Raw genomic sequence first — 14,862 nt, 5'->3', positions numbered from 1 at the left:
GGCATGTCTGCTACTCAACTACTCCTCACCGGTGCTTACTCACCTTTCTGTGGTCATGTTCACTCGGCGGAGCGCCTTGTTCCTCGTTACTAGCGAGTAATAAGATGGCTGTTACCGACTGGTAACCCCAGTCGGCCATGCTTTTCGGCACCAGCGACGCGAACCCAGAGACGGGGGCCACTCCGCGATGACCCATTACAAGAGCAACCTGCGGGATCTCGAGTTCAACCTCTTCGAGGTCTTCGGCGTGGACCGAGTCCTTGGTCAGGGGCCCTACGGGGACATCGACGTGGACACCGCCCGCAGCATTCTCGGCGAGGTGGACCGACTGGCGCGCGAGGATCTCGCCGCGAGCTACGTCGACGGCGACCGCAACCCGCCCGTCTACGACCCGGCCACGTTCTCGGTGCGCATGCCCGAGAAGTTCCGCCAGTCGTACGAGGCCTTCATGGCCGCCGAGTTCTGGCGGCTCGACCTGCCCGCCGAGCTCGACGGCACGGCGGCGCCGCGCGCCCTGTGGTGGTCGCTCGCCGAGCTCGTGCTCGGCTCGAACGCCCCCATCTGGATGTACGCCTCCGGCCCCTCCTTCGCCAACACGCTGCGGATCGAGGGCACCGAGGAGCAGAAGAAGTGGGCGAAGCTCTTCGTCGACAAGCAGTGGGGCTCCACGATGGTGCTGACCGAGCCGGACGCCGGCTCGGACGTCGGCTCGGGCCGCACCCGGGCGGTGCCGCAGGCCGACGGGTCGTGGCACATCGAGGGCGTCAAGCGCTTCATCACCAGCGGCGAGCACGACCTGGCCGAGAACATCGTGCACTACGTGCTGGCCCGGCCGGTGGACACGCCCGGCGCGGGCGGGCCCGGCACCAAGGGGCTCTCGCTGTTCGTCGTGCCGAAGTTCCACTTCGACGGCGACTCCGGTGAGCTCAAGGACCGCAACGGCGTCTTCGTGACGAACGTCGAGCACAAGATGGGCCTCAAGGTCTCCACGACGTGCGAGGTCACCTTCGGCGGGCACGGCGTGCCGGCGAAGGGCTGGCTGCTCGGCGATGTGCACGAGGGCATCCGGCAGATGTTCCTCATCATCGAGTACGCCCGGATGATGGTCGGCACCAAGGCCATCGCGACGCTGTCGACCGGATACCTCAACGCGCTCGAGTACGCCAAGAGCCGCGTGCAGGGCGCCGACCTGACCTCCACGGACAAGGCCGCCCCGCGGGTCGCGATCATCAACCACCCCGACGTGCGCCGCTCGCTGCTGATGCAGAAGTCGTACGCCGAGGGCCTGCGCGCGCTCGTCTGTTACACGGCGACGTGGCAGGACAAGGTGGCCCTCGCCGAGGCCGCCGGCGACGAGAAGGCCGGGAAGATCGCCAAGCGGGTCAACGACCTGCTGCTGCCGCTGGTCAAGGGCGTCGGCTCGGAGCGCGCGTACGAGCTGCTGGGCCACGAGGCGCTGCAGACCTTCGGCGGCTCCGGCTTCCTGCAGGACTACCCGCTCGAGCAGTACGTGCGGGACTCGAAGATCGACACGCTGTACGAGGGCACGACCGCGATCCAGAGCCTCGACCTGGTGTTCCGCAAGATCGTGAGGGACCAGGGCAAGGCGCTGCTCACCGTGGCCGGCGAGATCCAGCAGTTCCTCGAGTCCGAGGGCGGCAACGGCCAGCTCAAGGTCGAGCGCGTGGCGCTGGGCAAGGCGCTCGCCGAGGTACAGCAGATCCTGGGCATCTTCACCGGCTGGCTGGGCGAGGCCCAGGCCGGCGACCCGCAGGCGCTGTACAAGGTCGGCCTCAACTCCCGCCGGTTCCTGCTCGGCCTCGGCGACATCGTGGTCGGCTGGCTGCTGCAGCGGCAGGCCGAGGTGGCGCTGAAGGCGCTCGCCGGCGAGGTCTCGCCCGCGGACAAGGCGTTCTACGAGGGCAAGGTGGCCGCGGCGAAGTTCTTCGCGCACGAGGTGCTGCCGCGCGTCGGCGCCGACCGGCGGATCGTCGAGTCCACGACGCTCGACGCGATGCAGCTCACCGAGGACGCCTTCTAGGCGTCGACCAGTCGAAGCGGGAGGGCAATGGTGCCCTCCCGCTTTTCTTTATCCCCGTCCGGTGTGCTCGGCGTCGAGTGCGGCCTCGGTGAGGCTCGACCAGGAGCCCTCGAACCGGTGCACGGCGATGCCGGACGTGGCCAGGCCGCGGTCGGCGAGGGCGTTCGGGGCGAGCTCGTGGGACAGGTCGGAGAGCGTCGGGTTGTGCCCCACCAGCAGCAGGGTCTCCACGGCCGCGCCGGCCTGCCGCAGCAGGTCCAGCGTGTCGAGGGCCGGGCCGGTGTAGATCCGGTGTTCGTAGACGACCGGCGCGTCGACGCCGAGCTCCTCGAGCGTCTCCCGGGTGCGGACGGCGGTCGAGCACAGTACGGCATCCGGCTTCAGACCCTGGTCCTCGAGCCACGCGCCGGCCGCGGCGGCGTCGCGGTGCCCCCTCGCGGTGAGTGGCCGCTCGATGTCGGTCGCGTAGTCGTCCGGGTCGGCCGCCTTGGCGTGCCGGAGAAGAATGAGCGTGCGAACGGTCATTGCACAAGCCTCCCCGATTGAAGTACGTCGCGCGTGGGTAACCCAGCCACAGACAGTTACCCAACAGACGCCTCGGGAGGCCATCGATGGGTATCGGCGGAAGCATCCTACTGATCGTTGTCGGCGCGATCATGACGTTCGGGCTCGACGACACGGACGTCGGGCCGTTCAACCTCGACACGATCGGCTGGATCCTCCAGCTCGCCGGCCTCGTCGGCCTGGCCCTGACCCTGTATTTCTGGAACTCGCGCCGCCGCACGGTGGTTTCGGCGGCCCCGCCGCCGCCCCCGCCCGCGGCCGGCACGGTGATCCCGCCCTCCGCGGACGAGGTCGTCGAGCGGCGCACCCGGCGCTACTGATTCGCGGCGTGAGGCCCGGCGGTCCGTTCCGCCGGGCCTCGTTCGCGATCAGGGCCTGTCGAACGACTCCCAGGCGCCGATGGCGGTGCGGTTGGCGATGAGCGCCGAGCTCCCGCCGTTCTCCGCGCAGACGTACTTGCCGTTCACGCCGGCGAGCAGGCTGATGCTGCCGTCGGCGTTCTTGACGACCTTGAACTTCTCCCAGGGGCCGATCGCGGTGCGGTTGGCGATGAGCGGGGCGTTGCCGCCGCTCTCGGCGGTCACGAACTTGCCGTTGGCGTGCGAGTACAGGGCCACCCAGCCGGCGCCGGCGTCCACGAGGTCGTACTTCTCCCACAGGTCGACGAGCATGCGGTTGGCGATCAGGGTGCCGCTGTGGTCGAGGTCGGCGGTGACGTACCGGCCGTTGGCGTGCGCGTTCAGGCTCACGGTCGCGTTGCCGGACTCGATCAGGTGGAACTTCTCCCACGGCCCGATCGCGGTGCGGTCGTCGGTCAGCAGCTTCGTGGTGCCGCTGTTGCTGCTGACGTAGGTGTTGTTGGCCAGCGACCGCAGGCTCACGGTGCCGTCCGCGCCCGCGACGAGCTGGAACGAGGTGATGTCGGCCGGTTCGAGCGTCGTCGTAAAGGACTGGGCCAGCAGCTGCCGGCGGGTGTCGAAGCCGTCGGTGACGTACTTGCCGTTGGCCTTCGAGCGCAGCGCCACCCGCCCGTCGCGCTCGACCAGCTCGAACAGCTCGCCGGGGCCGACGGTGGTGGCGCCGGCGCGCAGCTGCTGGCTCCCGTCGGCGCCCGCGCTGACGTAGGTGCCGTTGTCGGCCAGCAGGGCGACCGTGCGGGTCGCCGGCCACATGGAGATGTACTGCTCGGCCGTCCCGGGCACGAGCCCGTTGGCGTCGGCGACGTTGACCCGCACCCAGTAGTTGCCCGGCTGCGCGTACCGGTGCGTGGCGACCGGCGCGGCCTGCGTGACCGCGGCGGTGCCGTCGCCGAAGTCGAAGGTGTACGAAGCGATGGGCGCGTACCCTGGGGTCGCGCCCGAAGCGTCCGCGGTGACCGACAGCGCGCTCTGGTCGATGCGGACGGTCAGCGTGGCGCTCGGGCCCTTGATCGTCTCCCGATAGCCGCGGTCGGCGTACTTGACCGAGCCGGCGCCGGTGTTCGCGAGGTTCGGGTTGTCCAGGCGCGGGCGGCCGAGGTAGTCCGTCGCCTGGTAGCCGGGCGCGGCCGAGTTCGCCGAGTCCTCGAGCGTGCCCGGGGTCGCGCCCTCCAGGTCGTGGGCGGCCTGGCCCGAGGCCGTCCGGAAGTCGGCCAGCCCCATCGCGGTGCCCCAGGCGTACGCGTCCGGCGCCGGCAGCGTGACCACGCCGCGGTACACGCTGTTGTAGTCGACCACGGTGGTGCCAACCGCGCCGTCGTACACCCCGATCTCGACCGTGCCCGCCGTCGAGCCGCAGTTGCCGGACGATCCGGGCCCGCTGTTCGTCACGACGTTGTTCTGCACCGACACGCCGGATGAGGCGCCGGCGATCCGGATGCCCGAGCCGCAATTGTTCTGCACCGTGTTGTTCGTGATCGCGGTGCCGGTCGCTCCGGTGTTGTCGATGCCGGCGCCCCGGCTGTTCGTGACGACGCTGTTGACGACGGCGTTGCCGCTCGCCCCGGGCCCGATCAGCACCCCGGCGTTCTGGAACTGGCTGTTGAGGATCGTGTTGCGCGAGCCGAGGACCTCGATGCCGTGCGCGCCCGCCGTGGCGGCCAGCGCGAGGATCGCGGACTTGACGACGACGCCGGAGGTCGCCGCGTCGAGGATGAGCGCGACGGGCGAGGTGGAGCCGCTCAGCCCGACCTTCGTCAGCGTCGAGTCGGTCACACCGGCCAGCCGGGCCGGCGGAGCCGTCGCCCCGGATGCGATCGACACGTAAAAGTTGTCGATGGCGATCCGGGTCGAGTTCGTTACCGCGAGGCCCGGCCCGCTCGTCGCGTTGCGCACGAGGAAGCCGCTGACCGCGATGTCGTGCTGCCCGTCGATGGTGAATCCGAGGCCGGGGCCGCCGTTCAGCGTGACCAAGCCCGGGCCGGCGTTCTTCAGGGTGATGGGCCGGCCGGGCTCGCCCGACTTGTCGATGGTCACGTGCTCGTCGTAGTCACCGCTGACGGTGATCGTCCGGCCGGCCGAGGCCGTGGCGAGCGCGGCCCCGATCGTGCAGTACGGCCGGCTCGCCGTGCCGGCGCCCGCGTCCGAGCAGTTGGCGCCGGCGGCGTGGTTGACGTAGAGGTCCGGGGTGTCGGCGCGGGCCGGGCCGGCGACCGCGAACACCGCGGCGCCGGTGGTCAACGCGACGACGAGTGCACGCTTATCCACGGTCGAACTCCTCCCAGGCGCCGATGGCGGTGCGGTTGGCGATGAGCGGCGAGTTGCCGCCGTTCTCGGCGCAGACGTACTTGCCGTTGACGCCGGCGAGCAGGCTGGTGCTGCCGTCGGCGTTCTTGACGACCTTGAACTTCTCCCACGGGCCGATCGCGGTGCGGTTGGCGATGAGGGCGGCGTTGCCACCGTTTTCCGCGGTGACGAACTTGCCGTTGGCGTGGGAGTACAGGGCGACCCAGCCGTTGCCGGCGTCGACGAGGTCGTAGGTCTCCCAGAGGCCGGCCGCGGTGCGGTTGGCGATGAGCGGGGCGTTGCCGCCGTTCTCCGCCGCGACGTACCGGGCGTTGGCGTGCGCGTGCAGCGTGATCGACGTGTTGGCCGTGTCGACCGCGCCGAAGCGTTCCCACGGGCCGATCGCCGCGCGGTCCGCGGTCAGCACCTGGGTCAGGCCGCTGTTGCTGCTCACGTACGCGTTGGTGAGCAGCGAGCGCAGGCTGATGCTGCCGTCGGCGTTGGTGACGAGGTCGAACTGCTTGGCCGGCTCCTCCGTCGAGGGGCTGCCGGCCGACAGGAGCGCCTGGGGGCCGTAGTTGACGCCGAGGTACGTCTGGTTGACCCGCGAGCGCAGCCCCACGTGCCCGTTGCCCAGGTCGACGACCTCGAAGAGCTCGCCCGGGCCGACCGCCCGGGCATAGAGGCTGAGGAAGTTGTACCCCTCCGGGCCGCCGTTCACGTAGCGGCCGTTGTCGGCCAGCAGCGCGATCGTGCGCGCCGTGGGCCACAGCGAGGCCGAGGCGACCTGGAGGCCGCTGAACCCGTTGGCGTCGGTGGCCAGCACCTGCACGGTGTACGTGCCGGGGCGGGCGTAGTGGTGCGAGGCGACCGGCGCGGCCTGGGTCACCTTGGTGCCGTCGCCGAAGTCGAAGGCGTACGTGGTGACGGGCGAGTACCCGGGCCGGGTGCCCGACGCGTCCGCCGTGAGCGAGTTCCCGGCGTGGTCGGCCTTCAGGGCCAGCGCGGCCGTCGGGCCCTTGGTCAGCTCGGTCGGGCCGCGATCGCCGTACGGGACCGGGCCCGCCCCGTGGTCGGGCACGGCCGGGTCGTCCTCGCGCGGGTTGCCGGTGCGGTCGGCGCTCGGCCATCCGGGCGCCGCCGAGTTCGCGTTGTCGATGGTGTTCGCGTTCGAGGCCTCCAGGTCGTGCGCGGCCTGGCCCGAAGCCGCCCGGAAGGCGGTCAGGCCCATCGCCGTGCCGCTCCACGCGTAGGTGTTCGGCGCCCCGGTCCCGTCGTACCCGTGGTAGACGTTGTTGTAGTCGGCAACGGTCCGCCCGGCGGCGCCGTCGTAGATGCCGATCTCGGCCGCCGGCTGCGACCGGTCGCAGTTCGCGTTGTCGGCGCCCGGCATGTTCAGGCGCAGGACGTTGTTCTGCACCGAGACGCCCGCGGACGCGCCGGACACCCACACGCCGCCCTTGCAGTTGTCCTGCACCCGGTTGTTGGTGATCGCCGTGCCGGTGGCGCCGGCGTTGTCGATCCCGGCCCCCGTGGAGGCGCTGACGGTGTTGTTGGCGACGACGTTGCCGTCGGCCCCGGGCCGCAGCGCGATGCCGGCCTCGCCGCCGCCGATGACGTCATTGCTCAGGATCGTGTTGTGCGAGCCGAGCACCTCGATGCCGCGGCCGCCCGGCGCGGCGAAGGAGACCCAGACGCTCGCGGACTTGACCAGCACGCCGGAGGTCGTCGCGTCGAGGGCGATGCCGGTGGTCAGCTCGGCTGTGGTGATGTCGACCGCCGTCAGCGACGAGTCCGTCACCCCGGCCAGCCGGACGGCGGGCTTCGCCGGCCCGGTCGCCCCCCGGATCGAGAGGTTGTCCACGGCGATCCGCTGGGCGGTGATGACGTCGATGGCGGCCGCGGGACCCGAGCCCGCCACGTCGATGCCGCTGATCGCGATGTCGTGCCGGTCGGCGATGGTGAAGCCGACGCCCGGGCCGCCCGCGAGCCGGGCCCCGCCGTTGCCGCGCAGCGTGATCGGCCGGCCGGGCTCGCCCGAGCGGGGGAAGGTCACGTGCTCGTTGTAGGTGCCGGTGACGTTTATCGTCTGGCCCGCGGTGGCCGCCGCGAGCGCGGCCCCGATGGTGCAGTAGGGCTTCTCCGCGGTACCGGGGCCGGCATCGGTGCAGCCGGTCGGGGCGAGGAACTGGACATAGAGTGCGGGCACGGTCTCGGCGCCGGCCGGTCCGGCCCCCGCGACCAGAGCTGCGCCGGCGGCCACCGCGACGAGCGCGAGGCCGGACAAGGGGTACTTGGTTCCCACGCTGTTCCTCTGCGTGATTGCGACCGGATGATTGCGAGCGGAACGGCCCCGCCGGGATGTCCCGCCAGGGCCGGTTGACGTGCTCGATCAGGGCCGGTCGAACGACTCCCAGGCGCCGATCGCGGTGCGGTTGGCGATCAGGGTGCCGCTGTTGTTGAGGTCGGCCGTGACGTACTTGCCGTTGACCCCCGCCACCAGGGCGATGCTGCCGTCGGCGTTCTTGACCACGGTGAACTTCTCCCACGGGCCGACCGCGGTGCGGTTGGCGATGAGCGCGGAGTTGCCGCCGTTCTCGGCGGTCACGTACTTGCCGTTGGCGTGCGAGAACAGGGCCACGGAGCCGTTGCCGGCGTCCACGAGGTCGAAGTTCTCCCAGGCCCCGACGACGCCGCGGTTGGCGATCAGGGTGCCGCTGACGTTGAGGTCGGCGGTGACGTACTTGCCGTTCGCGTGCGCGTGCAGCGTGACCGCGGTGTTCCCGACGTCGACCATGCGGAACTTCTCCCACGGCCCGGCCACCGAGCGGTCGACGGTCAGCACCTTGGTGGTGCCGCTGTTGCTGCTGACATACGAGTTGTTGTTGAGGTAGTAGGCGGAGAGGAAGGCCACGGTGCCGTCGTCGAACGACTGGAGCTGGTACGCGGGGCTGTCGTAGTCGAGCATCGTCGTCTCGGCCTGCGCCTTGAGCGTCGTGTCGCCGGCGTTGTTCGCGACGTACCGGCCGTTGACCTTGGACCGCAGCGCGATCTGGCTGCCGGACTGGACGAACTCGAACTGCTCGCCGGGGCCGATGGTGGTGCTGCCCACGCGCAGCGGCTGGTTGCCGTCGGCGCCGGCGCTGACGTACGTGCCGTTGTCGGCCAGCAGCGTCACCGTCCGGACCGTCGGCCAGAGCGAGGTGGTCCAGGTCGCGCCGCTGCTGCTGATCCCATTGGCGTCAACGACCGTGACGTATCCGCTGTGCACGCCCGGCTGCGCGTACTTGTGCGTCGCGATCGGCGACGCCTGCTTCACGGTCGGCGTGCCGTCGTTGAATTCGAACTGGTAGGCGGTGGAGCCGAGCGGCGCCCACCCCGGCGTCGAGCCCGACGCGTCCACGGTGACCGAGAGCGCGTTCTGGTCGGTCGACTTGACGGTCACCTGCGCGCTCGGCGCCTTGATCCGCTCGGTGTTGCCGCGATCGGCGTAGGTGATCGGGCCCGCGCCGGTGTTCGGCCGGGCCGGGTCGTCCTCGCGCGGGCGGCCGCCGGCGTCGGTCGCCTGGTACCCGGGCGCGGCCGAGTTCGCCGAGTCTTCCGAGATGTCGACGGGCGCCCCCATCGCGTCGTGCGCGGCCTGCCCGGACGCCGCCCGGAAGTCCGCCGGCGCGAAGTAGGTGGCCGTGCCCCACGCGTAGGTGTCCGGGGAGGACTTGTGGTTGACGCCGTTGTAGTCGACCACCGTGGCGCCCACGGCCCCGTCGTAGACGCCGATCTCGGGGCCGGCCGCCGCGCTGCAGCTGTGGGACACGGCGGCACCGTTGGCGGCGACGATGTTGTTCTGCACGGACACGCCGCTCGAGGCGCCGGAGACGCGGATGCCCGGCCCGCAGTTGTCCTGCACCGAGTCGTTGGTGATCGCGGTGCCGGAGGCGCCGGCGTTGTCGATGCCCGAGCCCTTGCCGCTCGAGATCGAGGTGTTGGCCACGGTGTTGCCGGTCGCGCCCGGCCCGACGAAGACCCCGGTGGTCAGGCCCGAGACGGTGCTGTTGAGGACCGTGTCGTGCGAGCCGAGGATCTCGATGCCGCGGTCGCTCGTGCCAGCCGTGCCGCCGGTGCCGGTGACATGCGCGGACGTGACGACCACGCCCGATGTCGCGGCGTCGAGGGAGATCCCGGCGGTCAGCTGCGACCCGATGACCACGACTCCGGTGAGCGTCGAGTCGGTCACGGCGGCGAGGTGCACGCCCGGCACGGCCCCCGCGCCCGGCTGCACCCTGGTGTTCTGGACGGCGATCCGGGAGGAGCGGCTGACGTCGAACCCGGGTCCGCTCGTCCCGCTCAGGACCCAGACGTTGTCGATCACGATGTCGTGCTGGCCGTCGATGGTGAACCCGGCCCCGGCGCCCTGCAGCCGGGCCCGCGGCTGGCCCGCGTCGCCGAGGTCCTTGAGCGTGATCGGCTGCCCGGGATTGCCCGACTTGGCGATGGTGACGTGCTCGTCGAAGCCGCCGGCGATGTAGATCGTCTGGCCCGCCGTCACCGCCGCGACCGCGGGCGCGATCGTGCAGTACGGCTGGGCCTTCGTTCCGGTTCCGGCGTCGGAGCAGTTCGCCGCGGGGTCGTTGTTGACGTAGAGGGGGTTTGCTGTCTCGGCATTGGCAGGTCCGGCCCCCGCGACCAGAGCTGCGCCGGTGGCCACCGCGATTACTGCGAGGCCGGATAAAGGATGTTTTGTGCCCACGCTTTGTCCTCCGCACTATGTCGGATGATCGATATCAGCGCGGGTAATTATGGCGGAACCCTCAGTGCGCGTACAGCGCAAAATAAATGGCGATCTGGTGACAGATCGCGGCAACGAGCGTGCAAGCGTGGAAGAACTCGTGGTGGCCGAAGACCGTCGGCCACGGGTTGGGGCGGCGCAGGGCGTAGAACACCGCGCCGACCGTGTAGAAGGCGCCACCGGCCAGGGTCAGCACCAGAGCGGTCACGCCGCCCGCGCGCAGGATGTCCGGGAGCACCGCCACGGCGACCCAGCCCAGGGCGATGTACAGCGGCGCCGACAGCCATCGCCGTTTGCTCATCGCGGCCGCCATCTTCATCGCCACGCCGAGCAGGGCGCCGGCCCACACCGTGACCAGGATCGCCACGCGGGTGTTGCCGCTGAGCAGCAGCACGCTGAAGGGCGTGTAGGTGCCGGCGATGAACACGAAGATCATGGAGTGGTCGAGCCGCCGCATGATCTTGTAGCCGCGCTCGGACCAGACGCGACGGTGGTACAGGGCGCTGGTGCCGAACAGCGCGACGACCGTCAGGCTGTACACGACACAGCTCACGAAGGGGCCCCAGCCCGGGCGCGTGGCCGCGAGCGAGCACAGCACGATGCCGCAGATCACGGCCGCGCCCGCCGCGTAGGCGTGGAGCCAGCCGCGCATACGCGGCTTGCCGAGGTCGACCGGGCGGAGGCGGGGTTCGGTCTTCACGCTCACATTCTCCAGGTTACGGTACCGTAGGTTACTCGCAAGTAGCAGCTGTGTGACGTCTATCGTGACTAGGTGCAATTTCGCCCGGTCGGCGCCGCCGCGCTCCTCATCGAGGTCGACTCTCCGCTGGAATGGTTCGCCGCGCTCGACGCCGAGCGCGCCGCCGGCCGGCTGCCGGTCGTGGACATCGTGCCCGGCGCACGCACGGTTCTGCTAGACGGTGTGACCGACCCGGTCGGACTGGCCGCCGAGATGTCCGGCTGGGCCTTCGATCCGGCCTCGGTACCCCCGGAGCCGCCCCTCACCGTGGACGTCCGCTTCGACGGGGTGGACCTGCCGTTCGTCGCCGAGATCGCCGGGGTGAGCGAGGACGAGGTCGTCGACGTGCTCACGGGCACGGAGCTGCGGGTCGCGTTCTGCGGCTTCGCGCCCGGCTTCGCGTACCTCTCCGGCCTGCCCTGGAACGTCCCCCGCCTCGGCACCCCCCGCACCCGCGTCCCGGCCGGCTCGGTCGCGCTCGCCGCCGAGTTCGCCGGCATCTACCCGACCGCCTCCCCGGGCGGCTGGCGGATCGTCGGGCACAGCGAGGCCCTGCTCTTCGACGTGAACCGGACGCCGCCGGCCCTCATGACGCCGGGTCGCACCGTGCGGTTCCGGGCCTCATGAGCGGTGGGGCCGAACTGCGGGTCGAAGTCGCGGGCCCGCTCACGACCGTCCAGGACCTCGGCCGGCCCGGCTACGCGCACCTCGGCGTGCCGCGCTCCGGCGCCCTCGACCGCCCGGCGCTCGAGCTCGGCAACCGGCTCGTCGGCAACCCGCCGGGCGCGGCCGGGTTGGAGATCACGCTCGGGCCGTTCGCGGCGGTCGCGGGCCGGGCCGGCACCGTCGCGCTCACCGGGGCCGCGGCGCCGCTGCGGGTCGGCGGCCGCCCGGCCCCCCTCAACGCGCCCGTGCCGGTGCGGGCCGGCGAGAAGATCGAGGTCGGACGGGCGGTGCTGGGGCTGCGGGTGTACCTCACCGCCGCCGGCGGCCTCGCCAGCGACCCGGTGCTGGAGAGCCGCTCGACCGACACGTTGTCGCTGCTCGGCCCGCCGGTGGTGCGCGCGGGCGACCGGCTGCCGCTCGGCCGGACCACCGGCGCCCCGGCGGCCGTGGATCTGGCGCCCCGGGCCGCGCTCGGCGGGCCCGTCGTGCTCCGGATCGCGTGGGGGCCTCGGGCCGACCGGTTCACGGATGCGGGGCGGCTGGGCCGCGTGGAGTACCGAATCCGCAGTGAGAGCAACCGCGTCGGGGCCCGGCTCGACGGGCCGGCCCTCACCCGCGCGGACGCCGGCGAGCTGCCCAGCGAGGGGATCGTCCTCGGCGCGGTGCAGGTCCCGGCCGACGGGCAGCCGCTGGTGTTCCTCGCCGACCACCCGACGACCGGCGGGTACCCGGTGGTCGCGGTCGTGCACGCCGCCGATCTGCCGCTGCTCGCGCAGGCCCGGCCGGGGGATAGCGTTCGTTTTCGTGGACCTCAACAGTGACCTCGGCGAGGGCTTCGGAGTGTGGCGCCTCGGCGACGACGACGCCCTCCTGACCATCGTGACCAGCGCCAACGTGGCCTGCGGGTTCCATGCGGGCGACCCGGCGACCATGCGGCGGGTCAGCGACCGCGCGGGGGCGCTCGGGGTGCGGGTCGGCGCGCAGGTGAGCTACCGCGACCTGGCGGGCTTCGGCCGGCGCCGGATCGACGTGCCGCCGGATGAGCTCGCGGACGAGCTGCGGTACCAGATCGGGGCGCTGGCCGCGTTCGGGCCGGTCGCGTACGTCAAGCCGCACGGCGCGCTCTACAACACCGCGGCCGTCGACGCCGGGCACGCCGGGGCGGTCGTGGCCGCGGCCGCGGCGGCCGGGGAGCTGCCGGTGCTGGGCCAGCCGGGCTCGGTGCTCGCCGGGCTCGCGGCCGAGCGGGGGCTGCGGGTGGTCGCGGAGGGGTTCGCCGACCGCGGGTACCTCCCCGACGGCCGCCTCGTCCCGCGCTCCCAGGCCGGCGCGCTCGTCACCGGCGTGGCCGCGGTGACCGCCCGGGCCGTGCGCATGGCGGTGGACGGCGTGGTCGAGGCGGTCGACGGCACGGTGATCCCGATGCCGATCGAGTCGCTGTGCGTGCACGGCGACACCCCGGGCGCGGTGGACATGGCCCGGGCGGTTCGTTCCGCGCTGGCCGCGGCCGGGGTGGCCGTGGCGGCGTTCGTCTAGCTGTCCATGCCCCGGAGGATCAGGGGCAGGCGAGCCGCGCCGTCCGGCACCACGCGGATCGGCACGCCCCAGTCCTGGCGGGTGAGGTGGCAGGCCGGGAACTCGGCGTCGATGTCGCAGGTCGCGGCCTGAGCGACTACCTGCAGTACACCCGAAGCGACATCGGCGGCGAGCACCAGCCGGCGGCGCAGGTCCGTGCTCACGCCCGCGCCCTCCAGCAGCAGCTCCGGCGGCGAGGCGGAGACCTCCAGCCGGGTCGACGGGCCGAACGACTCGTCGAGCTTCTGCCCGGGCGCCGGCTCGAAGATCAGGTCGAGCTCGACCGCGCCGGGGGCCAGCATGGTCGGCGGGCGCTCGGTGCGGTGCCGCACGCCAGTCACGTCGATGCCGGCCGCCGCGAGCGTGCCCGGGCCCAGCCGCACCAGGCGGTGCGCGCCCGACTCGACCACGACGACGTCCCCGTCCGCGGTCAGCACCAGGTCGCTCGGCTCGGACAGCCCGTCGAGCACCGTCGAGACGCTCTTGTTGTCGGTGATGCGGCGGATGGCGCCGTTGTACGTGTCGGCGACGAGCACGCTGCCGTCGGGCAGGGCCAGCACGCCGAGCGGGTGCTGGAGCAGCGCCTGGTCGGCCGGGCCGTCGACGTGGCCGAAGTCGAACAACCCCTGGCCGGCCGCGGTGTGCATCTCGCCGTTCTCGATCCAGCGCACGGCCGAGGACTCGCTGTCGGCGATCCACAGCCGGCCGCCGTCGGGCGACGCCGACAGGCCGGACGGCTGGGCCATCCACACCTCGTGCAGCGGGCCGTCCTTGAGCGCCTCGACGGTCGTCCCGGCGTACATGCCGGCCGTGCGCTTCACCGGGTCGAACCACCACAGCTGGTGGATGCCGGACATGGCGACCACGACCCGGTCGTCGTACCAGGCCACGTCCCACGGCGAGGACAGGTCCACGGCCAGGGAGTCGTGGGCGTCGAAGTCCACCGTCCCGCGCCACTGGCGGCCGCTGCCGGCGACGGTGCTGACCTCGCCGGTCCGGAGGTTGAGCCCGCGCAGGAGGTGGTTGACGGTGTCGGCGACGACGACGTCGTACCCGGCGATCTCGGCCGCGTGCGGCGGCAGCAGGCACAGCCCGCCGGGCTCGGAGAACTCGGGCTCGAGGCCGTCGCGGCGGCCGCGCTTGCCGGTGCCGATCCGCCGGACGAGCGTCTCGTTGTCGGCGTCGAGCTCGGCGAGCGACTGGTGCGTGGAGTCGGAGACCAGGAAATGCCCGTCGGGCAGCGCGAGCGCCTTGCCGGGGAACCGCAACAGCGTCGAATCACTGGTTTGTACCGCATGAGGGGCATTCGTCCGATTCAACGTGCCCTTGGCGTCGTGGGTCTCGATCAGCTCTTCGATCAGCTTGGTGAGCCCCTGGGCGTGGCCCTCGCCGGCCATGTTGGCCACGACGTAGCCCTCGGGGTCGATGACCGTGAGGGTGGGCCAGGCCTTCGCGGTGTACTGCTGCCACATGTTCAGCTCGGGGTCGTCCAGCACCGGGTGGTCGACGCCGTAGCGCTCGACGGCGGCCGCGAGCGCGTCCGGGTCCTTCTCGTGCTCGAACTTCGGGCTGTGCACGCCGATCGTGACCAGGACGTCGCCGAAGCGCTCCTCGAGCGGGCGCAGCTCGTCGAGCACGTGGAGGCAGTTGATGCAGCAGAAGGTCCAGAAGTCGAGCAGCACGATCTTGCCGCGCAGGTCTTTGAGGCTGAGGCTCTCGACGTTGAGCCAGCCCCGGCCCTTGAGTTCGGGCGCGCGGACTCTTACCTGCTTTTCTGACATTTCTGTTA

The 14,862-nt window shown here is 71.7% G+C and carries 11 protein-coding genes; 5 read left to right on the top strand and 6 right to left on the bottom strand.

Annotation, left to right across the window (positions count from 1 at the left end):
* The first annotated feature begins 187 nt into the window (after positions 1-187).
* Complete coding sequence (locus tag AB0B76_RS02025) at positions 188-2,041, top strand: acyl-CoA dehydrogenase (protein ID WP_360367794.1); 1,854 nt, start codon at positions 188-190, stop codon at positions 2,039-2,041.
* Between the two features lie 48 nt (positions 2,042-2,089).
* Here AB0B76_RS02025 and AB0B76_RS02020 read toward each other — a convergent pair whose 3' ends face one another.
* A complete protein-coding gene (locus tag AB0B76_RS02020) occupies positions 2,090-2,566 on the bottom strand; it encodes a histidine phosphatase family protein (RefSeq protein ID WP_360367791.1) in 477 nt (158 codons plus the stop codon).
* Positions 2,567-2,652: 86 nt separating this feature from the next.
* On the opposite strand from AB0B76_RS02020, the gene AB0B76_RS02015 reads away from it, so the two are divergent.
* Positions 2,653-2,925: a DUF6458 family protein gene (locus tag AB0B76_RS02015; protein ID WP_360367788.1), complete on the top strand. Its 273-nt coding sequence runs from the start codon at positions 2,653-2,655 to the stop codon at positions 2,923-2,925.
* Between the two features lie 48 nt (positions 2,926-2,973).
* Here the strand turns inward: AB0B76_RS02015 and AB0B76_RS02010 are convergent, their stop codons facing one another.
* From AB0B76_RS02010 to AB0B76_RS01995, 4 genes are all read right to left on the bottom strand, one after another.
* Positions 2,974-5,289 (bottom strand): PKD domain-containing protein, encoded by a 2,316-nt coding sequence (locus AB0B76_RS02010; protein ID WP_360367785.1) that lies wholly within the window; start codon positions 5,287-5,289, stop codon positions 2,974-2,976.
* The gene (locus AB0B76_RS02005; protein ID WP_360367782.1) at positions 5,282-7,612 is read right to left on the bottom strand and encodes a PKD domain-containing protein; all 2,331 of its coding nucleotides are present in this window, start codon (positions 7,610-7,612) and stop codon (positions 5,282-5,284) included. Before AB0B76_RS02005 ends, AB0B76_RS02010 begins: the two co-directional genes overlap by 8 nt.
* A gap of 87 nt (positions 7,613-7,699) precedes the next feature.
* Complete coding sequence (locus AB0B76_RS02000) at positions 7,700-10,012, bottom strand: right-handed parallel beta-helix repeat-containing protein (protein ID WP_360367779.1); 2,313 nt, start codon at positions 10,010-10,012, stop codon at positions 7,700-7,702.
* A gap of 103 nt (positions 10,013-10,115) precedes the next feature.
* Positions 10,116-10,745, bottom strand: a complete 630-nt coding sequence (locus AB0B76_RS01995) for a hemolysin III family protein (RefSeq protein ID WP_360368700.1) — start codon at positions 10,743-10,745, stop codon at positions 10,116-10,118.
* A 120-nt stretch (positions 10,746-10,865) separates the two neighbouring features.
* On the opposite strand from AB0B76_RS01995, the gene AB0B76_RS01990 reads away from it, so the two are divergent.
* Genes AB0B76_RS01990 through AB0B76_RS01980 form a run of 3 tightly spaced genes read left to right on the top strand, consistent with a single transcriptional unit; the run spans position 10,866 to position 13,034 of the window.
* Complete coding sequence (locus AB0B76_RS01990; protein WP_360367776.1) at positions 10,866-11,459, top strand: allophanate hydrolase subunit 1; 594 nt, start codon at positions 10,866-10,868, stop codon at positions 11,457-11,459.
* On the top strand, positions 11,456-12,319 hold the full coding sequence (locus AB0B76_RS01985) for a biotin-dependent carboxyltransferase family protein (protein WP_360367773.1): 864 nt from the start codon (positions 11,456-11,458) through the stop codon (positions 12,317-12,319). Before AB0B76_RS01990 ends, AB0B76_RS01985 begins: the two co-directional genes overlap by 4 nt.
* The gene (locus AB0B76_RS01980) at positions 12,303-13,034 is read left to right on the top strand and encodes a 5-oxoprolinase subunit PxpA (RefSeq protein ID WP_360367770.1); all 732 of its coding nucleotides are present in this window, start codon (positions 12,303-12,305) and stop codon (positions 13,032-13,034) included. The genes AB0B76_RS01985 and AB0B76_RS01980 overlap by 17 nt, the downstream gene beginning before the upstream one ends.
* On the opposite strand, the gene AB0B76_RS01975 is transcribed toward AB0B76_RS01980, so the two are convergent.
* On the bottom strand, positions 13,031-14,854 hold the full coding sequence (locus tag AB0B76_RS01975; RefSeq protein WP_360367767.1) for an NHL domain-containing thioredoxin family protein: 1,824 nt from the start codon (positions 14,852-14,854) through the stop codon (positions 13,031-13,033). The genes AB0B76_RS01980 and AB0B76_RS01975 overlap by 4 nt on opposite strands.
* Between the last annotated feature and the right edge of the window lie 8 nt (positions 14,855-14,862).

This window comes from Dactylosporangium sp. NPDC049140, assembly GCF_040648435.1.
This window is presented reverse-complemented; position numbering and strand designations above follow the sequence as displayed.

Coding starts and splice junctions, on each gene's coding strand:
- AB0B76_RS02015 (WP_360367788.1), top strand. CDS start 2,653: ATGGGTATCGGCGGAAGCATCCTACTGATCGTTGTCGGCGCGATCATG.
- AB0B76_RS01975 (WP_360367767.1), bottom strand. CDS start 14,854: ATGTCAGAAAAGCAGGTAAGAGTCCGCGCGCCCGAACTCAAGGGCCGG.
- AB0B76_RS01995 (WP_360368700.1), bottom strand. CDS start 10,745: ATGCGCGGCTGGCTCCACGCCTACGCGGCGGGCGCGGCCGTGATCTGC.
- AB0B76_RS02020 (WP_360367791.1), bottom strand. CDS start 2,566: ATGACCGTTCGCACGCTCATTCTTCTCCGGCACGCCAAGGCGGCCGAC.
- AB0B76_RS01985 (WP_360367773.1), top strand. CDS start 11,456: ATGAGCGGTGGGGCCGAACTGCGGGTCGAAGTCGCGGGCCCGCTCACG.
- AB0B76_RS02025 (WP_360367794.1), top strand. CDS start 188: ATGACCCATTACAAGAGCAACCTGCGGGATCTCGAGTTCAACCTCTTC.